General features: G+C 66.3%; 16 protein-coding genes. 9 read left to right on the forward strand and 7 right to left on the reverse strand.

Going from position 1 to position 18,441, the window contains the following annotated elements; translation table 11 throughout:
• The first annotated feature begins 103 nt into the window (after nucleotides 1-103).
• The 6 genes from rpsP to ACSQ9E_RS02785 all read left to right on the forward strand — a co-directional run bounded on the left by rpsP (nucleotide 104) and on the right by ACSQ9E_RS02785 (nucleotide 4,197).
• Complete coding sequence (gene rpsP, locus ACSQ9E_RS02760) at nucleotides 104-355, forward strand: 30S ribosomal protein S16 (RefSeq protein WP_007859791.1); 252 nt, start codon at nucleotides 104-106, stop codon at nucleotides 353-355.
• Nucleotides 356-430: 75 nt separating this feature from the next.
• On the forward strand, nucleotides 431-1,000 hold the full coding sequence (rimM, locus tag ACSQ9E_RS02765) for a ribosome maturation factor RimM (RefSeq protein ID WP_057202003.1): 570 nt from the start codon (nucleotides 431-433) through the stop codon (nucleotides 998-1,000).
• A gap of 27 nt (nucleotides 1,001-1,027) precedes the next feature.
• The gene (gene trmD, locus ACSQ9E_RS02770; protein WP_436179455.1) at nucleotides 1,028-1,786 is read left to right on the forward strand and encodes a tRNA (guanosine(37)-N1)-methyltransferase TrmD; all 759 of its coding nucleotides are present in this window, start codon (nucleotides 1,028-1,030) and stop codon (nucleotides 1,784-1,786) included.
• A gap of 152 nt (nucleotides 1,787-1,938) precedes the next feature.
• The gene (gene rplS / locus ACSQ9E_RS02775) at nucleotides 1,939-2,346 is read left to right on the forward strand and encodes a 50S ribosomal protein L19 (RefSeq protein WP_057202005.1); all 408 of its coding nucleotides are present in this window, start codon (nucleotides 1,939-1,941) and stop codon (nucleotides 2,344-2,346) included.
• A 122-nt stretch (nucleotides 2,347-2,468) separates the two neighbouring features.
• Nucleotides 2,469-3,164, forward strand: a complete 696-nt coding sequence (locus tag ACSQ9E_RS02780; RefSeq protein ID WP_427999624.1) for a CoA pyrophosphatase — start codon at nucleotides 2,469-2,471, stop codon at nucleotides 3,162-3,164.
• Nucleotides 3,165-3,210: 46 nt separating this feature from the next.
• A complete protein-coding gene (locus ACSQ9E_RS02785) occupies nucleotides 3,211-4,197 on the forward strand; it encodes a CobD/CbiB family protein (RefSeq protein WP_436179454.1) in 987 nt (328 codons plus the stop codon).
• Nucleotides 4,198-5,020: 823 nt separating this feature from the next.
• Here the strand turns inward: ACSQ9E_RS02785 and rsgA are convergent.
• Genes rsgA through ACSQ9E_RS02800 form a run of 3 tightly spaced genes read right to left on the reverse strand, consistent with a single transcriptional unit; the run spans nucleotide 5,021 to nucleotide 7,635 of the window.
• On the reverse strand, nucleotides 5,021-5,965 hold the full coding sequence (rsgA, locus tag ACSQ9E_RS02790) for a ribosome small subunit-dependent GTPase A (RefSeq protein ID WP_436216833.1): 945 nt from the start codon (nucleotides 5,963-5,965) through the stop codon (nucleotides 5,021-5,023).
• A gap of 12 nt (nucleotides 5,966-5,977) precedes the next feature.
• Nucleotides 5,978-6,328 (reverse strand): 4a-hydroxytetrahydrobiopterin dehydratase, encoded by a 351-nt coding sequence (locus ACSQ9E_RS02795; RefSeq protein WP_057202008.1) that lies wholly within the window; start codon nucleotides 6,326-6,328, stop codon nucleotides 5,978-5,980.
• On the reverse strand, nucleotides 6,325-7,635 hold the full coding sequence (locus ACSQ9E_RS02800; protein ID WP_057268379.1) for a M48 family metallopeptidase: 1,311 nt from the start codon (nucleotides 7,633-7,635) through the stop codon (nucleotides 6,325-6,327). The genes ACSQ9E_RS02795 and ACSQ9E_RS02800 overlap by 4 nt, the downstream gene beginning before the upstream one ends.
• A 38-nt stretch (nucleotides 7,636-7,673) precedes the next feature.
• Here ACSQ9E_RS02800 and orn point away from each other — a divergent pair, with 38 nt between their 5' ends.
• From orn to ACSQ9E_RS02815, 3 genes are all read left to right on the forward strand, one after another.
• Nucleotides 7,674-8,261, forward strand: coding sequence for an oligoribonuclease (orn, locus tag ACSQ9E_RS02805; RefSeq protein ID WP_427999627.1), 588 nt, complete (start codon nucleotides 7,674-7,676; stop codon nucleotides 8,259-8,261).
• Nucleotides 8,262-8,585: 324 nt separating this feature from the next.
• Nucleotides 8,586-10,511 carry a DEAD/DEAH box helicase gene (locus tag ACSQ9E_RS02810; RefSeq protein ID WP_436216834.1) on the forward strand — a complete coding sequence of 642 codons (1,926 nt, stop codon included), beginning with the start codon at nucleotides 8,586-8,588 and terminating at the stop codon, nucleotides 10,509-10,511.
• Between the two features lie 135 nt (nucleotides 10,512-10,646).
• Complete coding sequence (locus tag ACSQ9E_RS02815; protein WP_436216835.1) at nucleotides 10,647-12,116, forward strand: sensor domain-containing diguanylate cyclase; 1,470 nt, start codon at nucleotides 10,647-10,649, stop codon at nucleotides 12,114-12,116.
• A gap of 24 nt (nucleotides 12,117-12,140) precedes the next feature.
• Here the strand turns inward: ACSQ9E_RS02815 and ACSQ9E_RS02820 are convergent, their stop codons facing one another.
• The 4 genes from ACSQ9E_RS02820 to bcsQ all read right to left on the reverse strand — a co-directional run bounded on the left by ACSQ9E_RS02820 (nucleotide 12,141) and on the right by bcsQ (nucleotide 18,430).
• Entirely contained in the window at nucleotides 12,141-13,373 is a 1,233-nt protein-coding gene (locus tag ACSQ9E_RS02820) for a multidrug effflux MFS transporter (protein ID WP_436179452.1), read from the reverse strand.
• Nucleotides 13,374-13,563: 190 nt separating this feature from the next.
• Complete coding sequence (gene bcsG, locus ACSQ9E_RS02825) at nucleotides 13,564-15,138, reverse strand: cellulose biosynthesis protein BcsG (protein ID WP_436216836.1); 1,575 nt, start codon at nucleotides 15,136-15,138, stop codon at nucleotides 13,564-13,566.
• A complete protein-coding gene (bcsA, locus tag ACSQ9E_RS02830) occupies nucleotides 15,135-17,645 on the reverse strand; it encodes a UDP-forming cellulose synthase catalytic subunit (RefSeq protein WP_436216837.1) in 2,511 nt (836 codons plus the stop codon). The genes bcsG and bcsA overlap by 4 nt, the downstream gene beginning before the upstream one ends.
• Entirely contained in the window at nucleotides 17,642-18,430 is a 789-nt protein-coding gene (bcsQ, locus tag ACSQ9E_RS02835; RefSeq protein ID WP_436216838.1) for a cellulose biosynthesis protein BcsQ, read from the reverse strand. Before bcsQ ends, bcsA begins: the two co-directional genes overlap by 4 nt.
• Nucleotides 18,431-18,441 lie beyond the last annotated feature (11 nt).

Here is an 18,441-nt window from a genome sequence, read left to right on the forward strand (position 1 = left end):
GCCGGGTGGCCATGTCGCGTGTCTCAAGCGTTGCGAGAATATGGTTGCGAACACTGCGGCTTTCGGCAGGTATTGCCGGAACCCAACACCCGAAGGATAAATCATGGTCGTCATTCGACTTTCCCGCGGCGGCTCCAAGGGCCGTCCTTTCTTCAACATCGTCGTTGCTGACAAGCGCGTGCGCCGCGATGGCCGCTTCATCGAGCGCCTGGGCTTCTACAACCCCACCGCCAAGGAAACCGAAGAAGGCCTGCGCATTGCACAGGACCGCCTGACGTACTGGCAGAGCGTGGGCGCCCAGTCCTCGCCTACCGTGGACCGCCTGATCAAGCAAGCTGCCAAGAAGGCTGCTTAAAGCTCCCTGAAAAGGGCGGGTTCCGTCGGCTTGCCTGGCGGAACCCGCCCTTTTCCTATTTCCGAGACCCATTCCATGGCCACGAACCTGACCCTCGCACCCGCAGAACTGCCTGCCGACGCCGTCGAAGTGGGCCGCATTGCCGACGCCTGGGGTATCAAAGGCTGGTTCAAGGTGGTGCCCCACAGCAGCAACCCCGAAGCCCTGTTCTCTGCCAAAAGCTGGTACCTGCAGCCCTCCGAGCGGGGTGCCAAGACCTTCTCCGGCACGGTGCTGTTGCCGATTCGGCAGGCCAAGGACCACTCGGACACCGTGGTGGCCTGGGCGCAGGGCATCGACGACCGCAACGGCGCCGAGGCGCTGCGCGGCGCGCGCATCTTCGTGCCGCGCTCGGGCTTTCCGACCACCGCCACCGACGAATACTACTGGGTGGACCTGATCGGCCTGGCCGTCGTCAACCGCGAGGGCCTGGTCCTGGGTACCGTGCGCGAACTGCTGTCCACTGGCCCGCAGACCGTGCTGGTGCTCGAGTACGAGGAGGCAGGCAAGGTGCAGGAGCGCATGATTCCCTTCGTGGCCCATTTCGTCGACAAGGTGGAACTGCCCGAAAAGCGCATCACCGTCGACTGGCAGCCCGACTACTGAGCGACCGGTTGCGGTCCGCTGCGCACCATGCGCTTTGACATCATCACCCTGTTCCCCGAGCTGTTTGCGCCCTTTCTGGCCAGCGGCGTGACGCGGCGTGCCTATGCCGGTGGCCAGGTCGACGTACGGCTGTGGAACCCCCGCGACCAAGCCGAGGGCAACTACCGCCGCGTGGACGACCGGCCCTTTGGCGGTGGCCCGGGCATGGTGATGCTGGCCGAGCCGCTGGCGCGCTGCCTGGCAGCCATCCGCGCCGAGCGCGCCGAGCCTGCCGAGGGCCAGGCTCCGCTGGTGCTGTTTTCGCCCATCGGAGCGGCGCTCAACCACGCGGCGGTGGAGCGGTGGTCTGCCAGCACGGGCGCCGTGCTGTTGTGCGGGCGCTATGAAGGCATCGACCAGCGTTTCATCGATGCCCATGTGGACCTGCAGATCAGCCTGGGCGATTTTGTGCTCTCGGGTGGCGAGATTGCCGCCATGGCCCTGCTCGATGCCGTGGCGCGCCTGCAGCCCGGCGTGCTCAACGACGAGGGCAGCCACCAGCTCGACAGCTTCAACCCCGCGCTCGACGGCCTGCTCGACTGCCCCCACTACACCCGCCCCGAAGAGTGGGCGGGCCAGGCCGTGCCGGCCGCGCTGATGTCCGGCCACCACGCGCAGATCGAGCGCTGGCGGCGCGACCAGCGCCTGGCCATCACCGTGCGCCACCGCCCCGACCTGATCGCCGCAGCGCGCCAAGCGGGTCGCATCACGCCTGCCGACGAGGCCGTATTGGCCAAGTTGCGCTGACTTGTTATAATCAAAGGCTTTTCGATCCTCTGGCCGGCCGTTTTGCTGAGCAAACATGTGGAGCATGCAGGCTCCTGCCGTTTGTGCGAAACACTGAGACGTCAATCCCGACGCTGCCATTTTTGGCGCGGACATGATCGTTGGATGTAAAAATGAACCTGATTCAAACCCTGGAAGCGGAAGAAATCGCCCGCCTCAACAAAACCATTCCCGCATTTGCGCCTGGTGACACCGTCATCGTGAGCGTGAACGTGGTGGAAGGTACCCGCAAGCGCGTGCAGGCTTACGAGGGCGTGGTGATTGCCAAGCGCAATCGCGGCCTGAACAGCGGCTTCACCGTGCGCAAGATCTCCAGCGGCGAAGGCGTGGAGCGTACGTTCCAGACCTACAGCCCGCTGATCGCCGGTATCGAAGTCAAGCGCCGCGGTGACGTGCGCCGTGCCAAGCTGTACTACCTGCGTGACCGCAGCGGCAAGTCGGCACGTATCAAGGAAAAGCTGCCACAGCGCGTCAACAAGGCGGCTGTCGCCGCCGCAGCAGCAGCAGCTACTGCCGCCTGAGGACTGGACCCGTCCAGGCAAGCCGCTACAGCCAGCCTGTAGCGGCTTTTTGCATTGTGCCGCCCCACCAACGCTCTTTCAGCCCCCTCATCTCGACTGCAGTGAAACCACCGATCAGCCCCGTGTCCTCCATCATCCCGCCCCTGTCCACGCTGCCCGATTTCGATCCGCGCAAGGTGCCCGTGGTAGGGGTGGATGCGCACCTGCCTGCGGTGCCGCTGGCGGCCCAGACCCCCGAGGCGCTGCGCCTGCGCTTTGCGCACCCGCCGCAGTGGGAGCCCGAGGTGGTGCTGGAGCGCAAGTTCGCCCAGCGCGAGCCGGCCCATGCCTCGGTGCTGCTGGCCATCGTGCTGCGCGAGCAGCCCATGGTGCTGCTGACCGAGCGCACGGCGCATCTGTCCACGCACTCAGGGCAGATCGCCTTTCCCGGTGGCCGGGCGGATCCTGAGGACGCGACCCCGGCGGACACCGCGCTGCGCGAGGCCTTCGAGGAAGTGGGTTTGGAACGCCAGTACGTGGAAGTGCTGGGTTCCTTGCCCATCTACGTGACGGGCACCTCCTTCATCATCACGCCGGTGGTGGCGCTGGTGCAGCCCGACTGCGTGCTCACGCCCAACCCCTACGAGGTGGCGGATCTGTTCGAGGTGCCGCTGGCCTTTCTGCTCGACCCGGCCAACCACCAGCGCCACCGGCTGGAGTGGGAGGGCGTGGCCCGCGAGTGGTTCTCCATGCCCTACCAAGATGGTGAGAAGAACCACCATATCTGGGGCGCCACCGCCGGCATGCTGCGCAATTTCTACCGCTTCATGCAAGCCTGACCTTATTGGTGCACGGCGGCATGCAGCGCCAGTATCATTGGCGACCATGAGTTTCTTCGCCATCCTGTTCGCTCTGCTGATCGAGCAGGCCCGCCCGCTGGCCCGCAGCAACCCCATCCACGCAGGCCTGCGTGCCTGGGCCCTGTCGGTGAGCCGCAATTTCGACGCCGGCAAGTCGCACCACGGCTGGGTGGCGTGGGGCCTGGCGGTGCTCGTCCCTTCCCTGGTCGTGCTGGCCATCCACTGGCTGCTGCTGTGGGGGCTGGGCTGGCCGTTCGCCGTGCTCTGGAGCGTGGCGGTGCTTTACGTCACCCTCGGTTTCCGCCAGTTCAGCCACCATTTCACCGGTATCCGCGATGCGCTGGAAGAAGGCGATGAAGACGCCGCCCGCGAGCGCCTGGCCCATTGGCAGCAGGTGGACGTGGGCCTGCTGCCGCGCAGCGAGATCGTGCGCCATGTGATCGAGTATTCGGTGCTGGCCGCCCATCGCCACGTGTTCGGCGTGCTGGCCTGGTTCTCGGTGCTGGCCGCCCTGGGCCTGGGGCCTACGGGGGCGGTGTTGTACCGGCTGGCTGAATTCGCCTCGCGCTACTGGCACTACCGCCAGCGCATGGGGGCGCAGCCCGCGAGCGAATCGCTGCAGCGCGCTTCGGCCCAGGCCTGGACGGTGATCGACTGGGTGCCTGCGCGGCTGACCGCGCTGAGCTTTGCGGTGGTGGGCAGCTTCGAGGAGGCGATCGAGGGCTGGCGTTTCCATGCGCAGCGCTTTCCCAATGACAACGATGGGGTGGTGCTGGCGGCGACGGCCGGGGCCATCAACGTCCGGCTGGGGGGCGAGGCGCTCAAGGCCCGGTCGGTGCTTCATACGCCGCAGGGGCTGGAGATCGATGCGGACATGGGGGATAGTGACTCCACCCCTGGGCGGGAGCCTGAAGTCGGGCATTTGCGCAGTGTCGTGGGGTTGGTTTGGAGGTCGGTGGTGGTGTGGATGCTGCTGCTGGCTTTGCTGACGTTGGCTCGGTTGTTGGGCTGATCCCGGGTCTCTCCTCGGGTTTTCGCTGGCTGGCAGGCTTGTTTGTGCGGCATGCCCGTGCCGGGTGCGGAGGCCGGGATCTGCGCCCGGCGGCGCACCTACTTGTCTTTTGCTTCGCCAAAAGAAAGTAGGCCAAGAAAAGGCGACCCCCAGTCTGCGTCCCTTCGCTTCGCTGCGGGCAACCTGCGATGCTCGGAGCTGGGGTGGTGCCGCAGAACTCGCTGCGTTCTTCGAACTCCGCTCAAACAGCTGCGGCAAGTCAGTTCACGAAGCGTGTGTGTCCTTCGGCACACACGCCCACCCCAGCTCCTGCACTTCTCGGCGCAGCCAGAAGGGGTGGGGAGCGGGGACAAGGACGGCTGCTGCTTCGCAGCGGCGCCGGGTGTCGGTTACGCGCTGTGCGCTGCCGACATGTTGGGCGACCGCCTTGGCAAGCCGAGCGCAGCGAAGGACCACAGGCCGAGCGAAGCAATGGCCCGTGTGGAGCCCGCTCCCACCCCCTTCTGACCGTGCCGAGAAGCGCAAGGCCTGGGGTGAGCGCGTGCCGAAGGACACGCGCATCGTTGTCTGACTCACCGCGGTTGTTTGAGCGGAGTTCAACCGCAGGGGGAACGCAGCGAGTTCCGCGGTGCACCCCAGGACTGAGCATCGCAGGTTGCCCCCTCGTACGCAGTGCGAGGGGGACACGGGCAGCGGGGTCGCCTTTCTTTTGGGTACTTTTCTTTGGCGAAGCAATGAACAAGTACCTCGGCCGCCGGGCCGAGACCCGGCCTCCGCCTTCAAAGCAAAAGCAGAAGCAACCACCGTCAAAGAAGCCGAAACTTCAATACCGCGTATGGCTCAATTCTGCGAACAGATCGCCATAGATCCGGTACCGGTTCTCACTGATCCCATCATCCGCAGGCCCGCGCTTGACCGCATCGATCACTCCGCAGCCCGGCTCATGCAGATGCGTGCAGTTGTAGAACTTGCAGTCCGTGGCATGCGCCGCGATGTCGGGCATGCAGGCCGCCAGCTGCATGGGTGCGATGTGGTGCAGGCCGAATTCCTGGAAGCCCGGCGAGTCGATCAGCGCCGTGGTGCGCTCCTTGTCCATCCAGTACCAGTGCGTGCTGGTGGTGGTGTGCTTGCCGGAGTTCAGGGCCTGCGAGATCTCATTCGTGAGCACCGTGGCACCGGGCACCAGCAGGTTGATCAGGGTGCTCTTGCCCGAGCCTGACGGGCCCAGCACCAGCGTGATCTTGCCTTGGAGGTGCTCCATCAGCAGCGCCCGGTCCACATCGCTCGACAGGCGCAGCGACAGCGGCAGCACGCCGTAGTGCTTGCCTGAACCCATGTGGCGGTAGGGCAGCAGCCGCTCCCAGGCCCGTGCGAAGGGTTCGACCAGATCGCTCTTGTTGAGCGCGATGATGGGTTGGATGCGCGCCGCCTCAGCCGCGATCAGTGCGCGCGAGAGCTGGCTTTCGGAGAACACCGGTTCCGCTGCAATCAGGATCAGCACCTGGTCCAGATTGGCGGCAAACGACTTGGTGCGGATCTCGTCCTGGCGGTAGAACAGGTTGCGCCGCTCCTTGACCTTCTCGATGGTGCCTTCCTCGCCCTGGCCGGGTGGGGGCGCCTGCCAGAGCACATGGTCGCCCACCACGGCCTGGCTCTTCTTGCCGCGAGGATGGCAGATGCGGCGCTCGCCATCGGGGGTTTCGACCATGCAGTGGCGCCCGTGGCTGGCGACCACCGTGCCTTCCATGAGGGCGCTGCGCTCAGCCATGGTGTTGCGGCCTCATGAGGAAGTGACCAGTGCGTCGAAGCGCGTGGCGCATTCGAAGTCGGTACTGGAGATGCCCTTCACGTCGTGCGTGTTCAGGCGCACCACACAGCGGTTGTAGTGCACGGACAGGTCGGGGTGGTGGTCCTGTGCGTTGGCGATGAAGGCCACGGCATTCACGAACGAGATGGTCTCGTGGTAGTTGGCGAAGTGGTAGGTCTTCTCGATGGCCACGTTGGCGCCATCGCCGGTCAGGCTCCAGCCCTCCAGCTTGGCGAGCTGGGTGACCACTTCGGTCGCCGTCAGCGCGCGGCGCGTGATGGCCGACCAGTCTTTTTTCTTGAGCATCGAGGAGGGGGCTGTCATGGGGTCAGAGTCGGTGTGTGCATGCGTGCCAGCCGTTCGGTGGCAGGCGGGTGTGAATAGTAGAAACTCACGTAGAGCGGGTCTGGCGTCAGCGTGGAGGCGTTGTCCTCGTACAGCTTGAGCAGGGCCGAGGACAGATCCGCACCACTGGCCTGGGCGACGGCATAGGCGTCGGCCTGGAATTCATGGCGGCGCGATTGCCGTGCGAAGAGCGGGGAGATGAAGAAGGTGAACACCGGCACGGCCAGCATGAACAGCAGCAGTGCCAGGGCATCGTTCGGGGCGGACGCCACACCCGCGTCGAGCGAGATGCTGGGCCGCACGCCCAGGCCCGTGTAGAACCACACCTGGTTGGAGAGCCAGCCCAGCAGCGCGAAGCCCGCCAGGCTCATGGCGAACAGGCCCACAATGCGCTGGATGATGTGGCGGTGCTTGAAGTGCCCCAGTTCATGGGCCAGCACGGCTTCCACCTCGCCGGGCGCGAGCTGGCGCAGCAGCGTGTCGTAGAACACCACCCGCTTGGCCGCGCCAAAGCCCGTGAAGTAGGCGTTGGCGTGCGCGCTGCGGCGGCTGCCGTCCATCACGAACAGGCCCTTGGCCGAGAAGCCGCAGCGCTGCATGAGGGCGGTGACGCGTGCCTTGAGCGACTCGTCTTCGAGTGGCTGGAATTTATTGAACAGCGGGGCGATGAAGGTCGGGTAGACCACCATCAGCAGCAGGTTGAAGCCCATCCAGAAGCCCCAGGCCCACAGCCACCACATCGGGCCGGCAGCCCCCATGAGCCACAGGATCAGCGCCGCGATGGGCAGCCCGATGAGGGCGCCCACCAGCAAACCCTTGAGCGCGTCGGCCAGCCACAGGCGCAGCGTCATCTTGTTGAAGCCAAAGCGCTCCTCCACCACGAAGGTCTGGTACAGCGAGAGCGGCAGGTCGATGAGCCCGCTGATGGCCGCAAACGCCGCCAGCAGGGCGAGCTGCTGCCACATGCCGCCGCCCAGCACGGCGAGCAGGGCCTGGTTCAGGGCATCCAGGCCGCCAAGCAGCGTCCAGCCCAGCAACACGGCGGCACCGAGTGCCATTTCCAGCAGCCCCAAGCGTGCCTTGGTGATGGTGTAGTCGGCCGCCTTCTGGTGCGCGGCCAGGGGAATGCGTTCGGCAAACGCCGCTGGCACGCTGGCACGGTGGCCTGCCACGTGGCGGATCTGCCGGCTGGCCAGCCAGAACTTGAGCGCCAGGCCGATGACCAGGGCCGCGGCAAAGGCCAGCGTGAGCAGCATCGAGGGGGAGAAGTCTTCTGTGTTCGGCATGTACCGGGGAGTTTAGGGGATAGGAGACAATGCGCGCCATGTCAGAAGCCAACAACCCCACCCCCGCAAAGCTCGCCAAATCGGACCAGAACCTGGTCTGGCTCGATTGCGAAATGACCGGCCTGGAGCCCGACACCGACCGCCTGCTGGAGATCGCCGTGGTCGTGACCGGTCCCACCCTGGAGCCCCGCGTCGAAGGCCCGGTGTTTGCGATCCACCAGTCGGACGAATTACTCAATGGCATGGATGCCTGGAACAAGGGTACCCACGGCCGCAGCGGCCTGATCGACAAGGTCAAGGCGTCCACCGTGACCGAGGCCGAGGCCGAGCAGCAGATCATCGCCTTCCTCGCCCAGTACGTGCCCAAGGGCAAGGCGCCCATGTGCGGCAACAGCATCGGGCAGGACCGGCGCTTTCTGGTGCGCTACATGCCCAAGCTGGAACAATTTTTCCACTACCGCAACGTCGATGTGAGCACCCTCAAGGAACTGGCCAAGCGCTGGAAGCCCGAGGCCTACACCAGCTTCAAGAAGGCGCAAAAGCACACGGCCCTGGCCGACGTGCATGAATCCATCGACGAGCTCGCGCACTACCGCCAGCACCTGCTGTCGGTGGAGGTGAAGTAGATCTCCTAGGCGCTCGGGTTCCCTTCCCGGTCATGGGAGGGGCCGTGCGGCTTGCAAGTTTTCGAAGTTGAGGGGTATTGCGGGGAAACCCTTAATCGTGCCATAATCGCTGGCTGCGCAGGAATCCCTCGCAGATTGTGCATCTCCCCTCACACACCGGGCTTGCCAGCCGACTGTCCAAGACAGTGCAGGACTGGCGAATAACGCCCACCCGCCTTGACCTTCTGAGTCAGCGCAGGTTTCGTTTGATGGTTGATGTTTTTTAACCATTTAACGAAGCCAACCGTGGGCTCCGCCTGCGGCCGTCTTCGTGAGAGAAAAATCATGACCGACACCTCCTTGGTGCAGGGCGAATTCGCGCCTGCCGACACTTCCTTTGCTGCCGACATTTCCGTGCAGTCCCTCCCCCTCGACGCCGTGGTGGAATCCGCCGCTGAAGCCGATGCCGCCGTGACCGCCGAACCCAATGGTTTCGTGGAACTGGGCCTGGCCCCTGAACTCGTGCAGGCCGTGGCCGACCTGGGCTACACCCAGCCCACCAGCGTGCAGCTCAAGGCCATTCCCCTGGCCATGGGCAGCGATGCCTCGAAGTTCATCGACCTGATGGTCTCCAGCCAGACCGGCTCGGGCAAGACCGCCGCCTTCCTGCTGCCCGTGCTGCACACGCTGATCAACCAGCAAGCCGCTGCCGAAGCCGAAGAACGCGCTGCCTTTGATCGTTCCGTGGCCGAAGCCGCCGAGCGTGGCGAACCTGCTCCCAAGCGCGCCAAGCGCAAGGACCCCACCAGCTCGCGCAACTTCAAGGCCGCCACTCCTGGCGCCCTGATCCTGTGCCCCACGCGTGAACTGGCGCAACAGGTGGCGCACGACGCCATCGACCTGGTCAAGCATTGCCGTGGCCTGCGCGTTGCCAACGTGGTGGGCGGCATGCCTTACCAACTGCAGATCGCCAAGCTGCAGAACGCCGACCTCGTGGTCGCCACCCCCGGCCGCCTGCTGGACTTGCAGCGCTCGATGCAGATCAAGCTCGACAAGGTGCAATTCCTGGTCGTCGACGAAGCCGATCGCATGCTCGACCTGGGCTTCTCGGACGACCTGGCCGAACTGAACCAGCTGACCAGCCAGCGCAAGCAGACCATGATGTTCAGCGCCACGTTCGCGCCGCGCATCCAGCAACTGGCCATGCGCGTGATGCACGACGGCGGTTCGTCGGTGCAGAAGGTGACCATCGATTCTCCGCAAGAGAAGCACGCCAACATCAAGCAGATGCTGTACTGGGCCGACAACGCCCAGCACAAGCGCAAGCTGCTGGACCACTGGCTGCGTGACACCACGATCAACCAGGCCATCGTTTTCGCCAGCACCCAGGTGGAGTGCGACGGCCTGGCCAACGACCTGCAACAGGAAGGCTTCTCGGCCGTGGCACTGCACGGTGCCCTGAGCCAGGGCCTGCGCAACCGCCGCCTGATGGCGCTGCGCGCCGGCCAGGTGCAGATCCTGGTGGCGACCGATGTGGCTGCCCGCGGCATCGACGTGCCCACGATCACCCACGTGTTCAACTTCGGCCTGCCCATGAAGGCAGAGGACTACACCCACCGCATCGGCCGTACCGGCCGTGCCGGCCGCGACGGCCTGGCTGTGACCTTCGCCGAGTTCCGCGATCGCCGCAAGATTTTCGACATCGAAAGCTACAGCCGCCAGCAGTTCAAATCGGAAGTGATCGCCGGCATGGAACCCACGCAGCGCTCGCCCCAGGCACCGCGCGGTGGCGACTTCGGCGGTGGCCGTGGTGCCCCAGGCCGTTCGTACGACAACCGTGAAAACCCATCGCGCGGCCGCTTCAATGGCCCCGCACGTGGTAATGACCGCGGTGGCAACGACCGTGGCGGTTTCGGTGGTGGCTTTGGCGGCGGCTTTGCCGGCCGTGGCAGCGACAACCGCGGCGCCCCCCAGGGTGGCGGCCGTGAAGGTGGCTACCAGGGTGGCAACGGTGGCGGCGGCTACGGCGCTCCCCGTGAAGACCGTGGCTTTGGTGGTGGCGCTCCCCGCCGCGATGCCGATGGCTATGGCCGCAAGCCAGGCTTTGGTGACGCGGGCCAGGGCCGCTTTGCCCCCCGTGCCGACGCCGGTGCACCGCGTGGTGACTTTGCTCCCCGCAAGCCCGCATTCTCCAAGCCAGCCGGCGCTGGCGGCGCCAAGCCGTTCGTGGCCCACGACGCACGCAAGCGTCCTGCCCGTCCTGCACGCTGATCACACAGACACCCTGGTCTGAAGGTCATGAAGGGCTGGCACCGCAAGGTGCCAGCCCTTTTTTGCGTCGGCAGATTGCACAGGCCCGGTTTTCCCTGGCCATGTCGTCAATAATTGCCCACGGAGGAAATTGTCGTGGTGTCATCTCTATCCTCGGGGGCCGACTACGAGCACATGTTCGAGTTGACGCCCGTGTCGTTGTGGCTTGAGGACTTCAGCGAACTCAAGCAGCTGTTCGACGGCTGGCGCGCGCAAGGGGTGACCGATATCCGCGCGCACCTGTCCGAGGACCGGGCCCGCCTGCGCCAGTGCAGCGCATCGCTGCGCGTCCTGCAGGTCAACCGCCGCACACTCGAGCTGTTCTCTGCCGACAGCCTGGAGCACCTGGTCGCCAACCTGGACAAGGTCTTTCGCGACGACCGGCACGACACCGCAGCGCACGAGCTGGCGCAGCTGTGGGACGGGCAGCTGGAGTTCTCCAACCAGACCGTGAACTACGCGCTCGATGGCCGGCGCCTGGACGTTCAGGTGCGTGCGCGCATCCTGCCCGGCCACGAGCACGACTGGAGCCGCGTGCTCGTTTCGCTCGAAGACAACACCGTGCAGTTCAACGATGCGCGCCGCATCCAGCGCAGCGAGCAGTACGCGCGAGACCTGTTCGAGCATTCGCCGGTGTCCCTGTGGGTCGAGGATTTCAGCGCCGTCAAGAACCTGCTCGATGGCGTGCGTGCCCAGGGCATCGGCGATTTCAAGACCTTCCTCAAGGTGCACCCGGACTTCGTGGCCCGCTGCATGCAGGAGATCCGCGTCATCGACGTGAACCAGCAGACCTTGCGCATGTTCGGTGCCTCCAGCAAGGAGATGCTGCTCAACAGCATCGGCCGCGTGTTCCGTGGCGAGATGCACGAATCCTTCGGCGAACAACTGCAGGACCTGTGGGAGGGCAAGACCTTCCAGCAGCGCGAGGTGGTGAACTATTCGCTATCGGGCGATGCGGTGAACATCCACATGCAGTTCTCGGTGCCCGACAGCCACCGGCATGACTGGGGCCTGGTGCTGCTGTCGCTGGTGGACATCACCGCGCGCAAGAAGGCCGAAGCCTACCTCGAGTACCTGGGCAAGCACGACGTGCTGACCCAGTTGCGCAACCGCGCCTTCTATGCCGAAGAGCTCAACCGGCTCACGCGCAAGGGGCCCTGGCCGCTGTCCGTCATCGCCATCGACCTCAACGGCCTCAAGGTCGTCAACGATGAGCAGGGCCATGCGGCCGGTGACTCCATGCTGCGCCGCGTGGGCGAGGTGCTGGCCAAGGCCGTGGATGCCCCGGCCTGTGCGGCACGCATCGGTGGCGACGAGTTCACCGTGCTGCTGCCGGGCACCGACGAGCGCGGCGCCCTGGCATTGCAGGAGCGCATCATCTCCATGCTGGACCTGAACAACCAGTTTTACCCCGGCCAGCACCTGAGCCTGGCCATGGGTATTGCCAGCTGCCAGTCGGGCGATGCAGTGGAGGCGACCATCAACCGTGCCGACCAGGCCATGTACGCGGAAAAGAACCGCTACTACCAGCAAAAGAACATCGACCGCCGGCAACCGGGGTCGTGATGCCGGAGCCGGTGCTGGGGCGGGTCAGAGATTGATGGGCATGCGGCCGATGTCGGGCCAGCGGTGGTGCAGGTAGATCCAGGCGAGCATGCCGATGCCCATCATCAGCAAGGATGACAGGGCCAGCAAAATGGTCGAATGCATCACCAGCGGGGCGATCACGCCCGCCACCAGCCCGTTGGCCGTGGAACCCACGAAGGCCTGCATCGATGAGGCCATGCCCCGCCGCTCGGGGTACAGGTCCAGCACCAGCAGGGTCACCACCGGCACCATGAGGGCCCAGCCAAAGGCAAACACCGCAATCGGCAGCAGTGCCCACCAGGCATGCGGTGGGAACAGCAGGTTGGCCGCCAGGTTCAGCACCGCCACCGTGAACATGATCAGAAAGCCGTGGCGGATCTGCCGCTTGGGCGGAATGCGCCCGGCCAGGCGCCCGCTGAGCCAGGCCCCGCCCATGATGCCCGAGATGGTGAGGATGAAGAACCAGAAGAACTGCGTGGGTGCCAGCGACAGGTGATCGCCCAGGAAGGCGGGCGCCGACAGCACGTACAGGAACATGCCATTGAAGGGCACACCGCTGGCCAGCGCCAGCAGCACAAAACGCGCGCTCGAACCCAGCTGCACGTAGCCCTGCATCAGGTGGCGCACGTTGAAGGGCTGGCGCTGCTCGATGTGCAGCGTCTCGGGCAGCAGCCGGTAGTTGGCCGTCCACAGCACCACGCCCACCAGGGTCAGGAACCAGAAGATGCTGTGCCAGCCGGTGTGCACGAACAGCCAGCCACCCACGATGGGCGCGATGGCCGGGGCCACGCCGAAATAGATCGTGACCTGGCTCATCACCTTCTGGGCCTGGGCGGGCGGGAACATGTCGCGGATCACCGCCCGCGAGACCACGATGCCCGCGCCTGTGGACAGGCCTTGCAGCGCACGGAACACCACCAATTGCCCGATGGTCTGCGACAGCGCGCAGCCCGCCGATGCCAGCGTGAACACCGCGATGCCCCAGAGGATCACCGGCCGGCGGCCGAAGCTGTCGGCCAGCGCGCCGTGGAACAGGCTCATGAAGGCAAAGCCGAACAGGTAGGCCGACAGCGTCTGCTGCATCTCCACCGGCGTGGCGCCCAGCGCCGCCGCGATACCCGAAAACGCCGGGATGTAGGTGTCGATGGAGAACGGCCCCAGCATGCCCAGCACCGCCAGCAGCACCGCCAGGGCCCAACGGGGTGCTTTCCAGAGCAGATGGGCTTGTGGGTTCATGCGGGAGGAGCCGGGAGTTCGTGAGGGGTGCGCCGCAGGCGGGCAGGAAAGAGGCCCCGACGCTTGGCGGGCTCTCCGACCGATTATGCGGGAAGCGGCGGCCTGCGGCACTGTGCCAGCGCAATCCCTGCACCAGATTGGGGCTGCCCGGCCGGTACCCAGGCGCAAAGCGCCCCAGGGCACCGATGTATCAGTAGGTATACGGAATCCACTCTCCGTTGCCCGACTTCATCATGTACTTGCCGGCGGCGTTGCGCATCACGATCACGTCCGCGTTCTCCGAGACGAAAGGCGTCGTCTCGTGCGCCTTCACGCGCTCGGCCAGGGGGCGGGCCGATGCGGCATAGGGGCTGTCGCTGAGCAGATCACCCAACAGCGTGAACAGGCCCAGGTAGCTCATGGGCTGGTTCACCACCACCGGCGCGGCGGGCGGCGCGTCCGCAGCCTTCTTCATGCCGACCAGCTTCACGGCGGCCGGCACGAGGGTGATGCGCGGGCCCGGGATCTCGCGCATGCCCGAGATCTGGATCTTGTCGCCGCGCAGCGAGGCGCCGTGCTCGGGCACCAGCACCACCACCACCGGGCGGCCAGCGGTCTCCAGCTCCGTGATGAACTTGTCGAAGTCGGCCATCAGCTGCACCAGGCGCGGCTTGTAGGTATCGAGGCTGCTGCGCGAGCTCATGCCCGGCACGCGGTTGCCATCGTGCAGCGAGATGGTGTTGTAGTACATCGCCACCGGCGCGCCGCCGCTCTGGGCGCTGCGCTTCTTCCACCACTGCGACAACAGTGCGTAGTCGTTGTAGATCGGCGAGCCATCGAAATTCTGCATGTGCACCGGCGCATCCTGGTTGCGCTGCAGCTTGCCGGCCAGGCCCCCGCGCTGCTCCAGCGTGTGGGCGAACTCTTCGTAGAGGCCATCATGGTTCAGCAGGCCCGCCGTCTGGTAGCCCAGTTTTTCCAGGTTGGGGAACACGTAGCACTGCGGATCGATGCCCTCGTAGAGCTTCTTGTGCGGCGTCTGCCCGCACGAGCCGTGCAGCACCCGCAGCGAGGCCGGGCCGCTGTAGCTGGCCGCGCTGTTGAAGTTGGTGAACAGCACATCGAAGCGCTGCAGCAGCGGGTGGTTGCGCTGGCCCACGAACTCCATGTCGTCCCAGGACAGCGAGCACACGTGCAGCAGGATGATGTCGAAGGGGGGCGTGCTGCCCGCGGCCGAGGTGAACTGCAGGCGTTTCTGGCCCTCGCTGGCGTAGAACTTCTGCAACAGGGCATCGGGGTCCGAGGCATCGGCCGGCTGCGTGCCATCGCCCTGGCTGGCCAGGGTGCCGCCGGCTTCATTTTCCTGGGCCTTGTGCTCCTGGATGGCCGCCACCAGCGGTACGCTGAGGATGCCGGCCAGGGCGAAGGTGGCAAAGCGCACGCGGCGCGCCAGCGCTGCGTACAGGAACAGTCCGGCAATGGCCAGCACCAGCGCCGCAGGATTCACCAGCCGTGTGGCCAGCTCCAGCCAGTAGTCTGCGCTGAAGCCGGCCAGCGCCTTGAGCTGGGAGAGCACGCGTGCCGGCGTGGGCAGGTAGGAGTCGTGGTAGAGCAGCGCCAGCGCCGCCGGCCAGGCCAGCACCGCGCGGGTGCGCCGCAGCAGCCGGTGGCCAATGGGTGGCAGCAGCGCCAGCCACAGCAGCAGGTTCAGCCACCAGTTGAAGCCGATGTAGCCGGTGAAGGTCAGGCCGACCTTGGCCAGGAAATACAGGTTCCAGTAGCTCATGCACGCAGCCTCTGTTGCCCGCGCTGGCCACCCAGCGGCCAGCGGGCCTTGGCGGCATCCACCAGCGATCCCCAGAATTTGCGGTAGCCCAGCACCCCCAGCTGCGCGATCTCCTGCAGGCCGTGCAGGGGGCGGTCGGTGTCATGGCTGTCGTTCCACTCGCGCCAGGTGTCGGGGCGCGCGAAGGTGCACTGCACCAGGTCGATCTGTTGTTCGCGGGTCATGGGGTCGAATTGCAGGCCCGTGGCGCTCTGGCCCCGGTGCAGCATGATGGTGGCAGGGAAAGTGCATTCGGTATCGCCGCGCCACAGGCCCACCTGGACCTGCTCGCCCACGGTGAGCTGCGTGCCTTGCGGCAGCTGCAGGCCCACGCCGGTCATCGAGAAATCGGTGCACACGGCCGTCAGCACGCTGCCGTCGTCCTGGTACAGGGTGGCCTGCAGCTGCGTGGACACGCGGTGCATGCGGCGCACCTGGCGTGCCTCGGAGGCCACGCCCAGCGCGGCGCCCAGCATCAGGATGCTGTAGGTGGTCCACAGCAGGTTCAGCAGCACCGTGGCCGTCTCCTCGGTGTTCCAGAAGAACAGGCGCATGAGCCCCATGCCGAAGGCGGCGAAGTTCAGCAGCACCAGCACCGTGTAGGGGCGCGAGATCACCCAGTCGAAATAAGGCTGGTCCACCAGCCCGCCCTTGGCCGTGACGTTGAACTTGCCCAGGCGCGGGTTGATCAGCGCCACCGTGGTGGGCAGGGCCACGTACCAGGCCAGCACCGTCTCGTAGACCTCGGCCCAGAAGGTGTGCCGGTGCTCGCCCTGCACGTGGGCGTTGGCGATGTTGGACTGCAGGATGTAGGGCAGCACGTACAGCGCGATCATGATGGCGCCAGCGTTGATGATGTGCCACTCGAAGAACAGGAAAGCCATGGGCGCGGTGAGGAACACCAGCCGCGGCAGCCCGAAGAAGAAGTGCACCATGGCATTGGCATAGCAGATGCGCTGCCACAGCGTGAGCCCCTTGCCCGTGAAGGGGTTGTCCACGCGGAAGATCTGCGCCATGCCGCGTGCCCAGCGGATGCGCTGGCCCACGTGGGCCGACAGGCTCTCGGTGGCCAGGCCGGCGGCCTGTGTCTCGTTGATGTAGGCCGTGGTGTAGCCGCGCCGGTGCAGCTTCAAGGCCGTATGCGCGTCCTCGGTCACCGTCTCCACGGCGATGCCGCCCACTTCCATCAGCGGGCCGCGGCGTATCACCGCGCAGGAGCCGCAGAAGAACGTGGCGTTCCAGAAATCGTTGCCGTCCTGGATCAGGCCGTAGAACAGCGCGCCCTCGTTGGGCACGCGGCGGAAGGTGCCCAGGTTGCGCTCGAACGGGTCCGGCGAGAAGAAATGGTGCGGCGTCTGCAGCATGGCGCACTTGGGGTCGCGCTGGAACCAGCCCACGGCGGTGGTCAGGAAGGAGCGCGTGGGGATGTGGTCGCAATCAAAGATGGCGACCAGCTCGCCGTCCGTTTTGGCCAGCGCGTGGTTCAGGTTGCCGGCCTTGGCATGGTTGTTGTCGGGGCGCACGATGTAGCCCACGCCCATGGACTCGGCGAACTCGCGGAATTCCTCGCGCCGACCGTCGTCCAGGATGAAGACCTTGACCTTGTCCTTGGGCCAGTCCAGCGCCATCGAGGCCAGCACCGTGGTGCGCACCACGCTCAGCGGCTCGTTGTAGGTGGGGATGTACACATCCACCGTGGGCCACGATGCCGGCACGCCCTGCAGTTCGGCCGGGCGGCGGTGCAGCGGCCAGGCGGTCTGGATGAAGCCCAGCACCACCACCAGCCAGGTGTAGGCCTCGGCGGCCAGCAGGCCATAGCCGAGGAAGGACTCGATGACCGAGTCGAACTCGATGGACGAGGTGATGCGCCACCAGGCATAGCGGCCCATGGCCAGCAGGCTGATGGCGGCAAGGGCCAGCGAAGGGTAGCGCCCCGGCAGGCGGCGCAGCACCAGCGACAGGCTCCAGCACAGCAGCATGAACAGGGTCTGCCCGAACCAGTTGAAGGGCGTGGTCATCACGACCAGGCCGGCCACCATGCCCACGGCCAGCACGGCCCAGCGCAGTCCGGGGACCTCCAGGGCGGGGGACAGCACCTGGTCAGCCAGGCGCATGCCTTTTCCCACATTGACGTGGGCGGCCAGGCGGTCCATGGCGCGCAGGAACAGCCGGATCGGCCAGAACACGGCGGTCAGCAGCAGCGCCAGGCCTTTCCAGCCCCAGCGCAGCACGAAGCCGAGGCCGGCAAACAGCCAGTGCAGCGGCTGCAGCAGCCAGGGCAGCAGGGCGCGCTCCGGGGTGGCGGGCAGCACCACGCAGCGCCACAGCCACATCCACCAGGGGGCGCCGGGCGCCACTTCGAGCTGGCGCGCCAACCAGGCCCACGCCAGGCGCAGCCGTGCGCGGGCGTGCTGCACTCGCGGGGTTTCAGCGGGCAGGGCCGCGCTGGTATCGGGTTGCGCCATCATGGCCGGCTGGCTCCCGCCACCAGCATCGACGGGGGCGCCTGGCGCTGGCCGGTGAGCCAGTTGCACACGCCCTGCAGGTCATGGGCAGACTGGGCCTGGGGCGCGAAACTGTGGACGCACATCGCGCGTGCCAGCGCGCGCGGGATGTTCTCGTCTTCGTGCAGCGTGTAGGGAATCAGCTGTTCGCCCCATTGCTGGCGCAGCGTCTGCAGGGCTTCGCGGTGCGAAATGCGGCGCGGGTCGAAGCGCGTCACCAGCACGCCCTGGTCGGCCGGTGCCGCTGCTGCCTCGTGCAGCATGGCCTGCACCCCGGCGGGGTCGGCGCAGGCGCGGGCAGAGGCCTCCAGCGTCACCAGCACCACATCGGCACAGCGCAGCGCTGCACGCGCCAGGGGCGATGGCCACGCCGGCGTGTCCAGCACCACCGTGCAATCGTCGGGCACGTCGAGCAGTTCCAGCTGGTCCAGCAGCCAGCGCGGTTGCGCCTGCAGTTGCCTGTGCAGGGCTTCGATGGCATCGGGCGGCGCCTTGCCGAAAGGCAGCACGCTGACGCCGTCCGTGTTGTCGAAGCCGCCATCGGCCCACCACTGGCCCGCCGCTGCCAGGGGCGCCCAGCCCAGGGCGCTGGGCTCTTGCATGCCCAGGTGCCTGGCGAGCAGGTTCTGGGCACACAGTTCCACCGCCAGGCAGGGCGGGCCCTGGCGCGCCAGGAGCGTGGCCAGGTGGGCGGCCAGGGTGGTGCGCCCCGATCCACCGAGCGGCGATACGATGGCAATCACGCGCATGCAGGGTCTCT

Origin of the sequence: Acidovorax sp. LjRoot118 (assembly GCF_964253575.1) — a bacterium.
GTDB lineage: Bacteria > Pseudomonadota > Gammaproteobacteria > Burkholderiales > Burkholderiaceae_C > Acidovorax.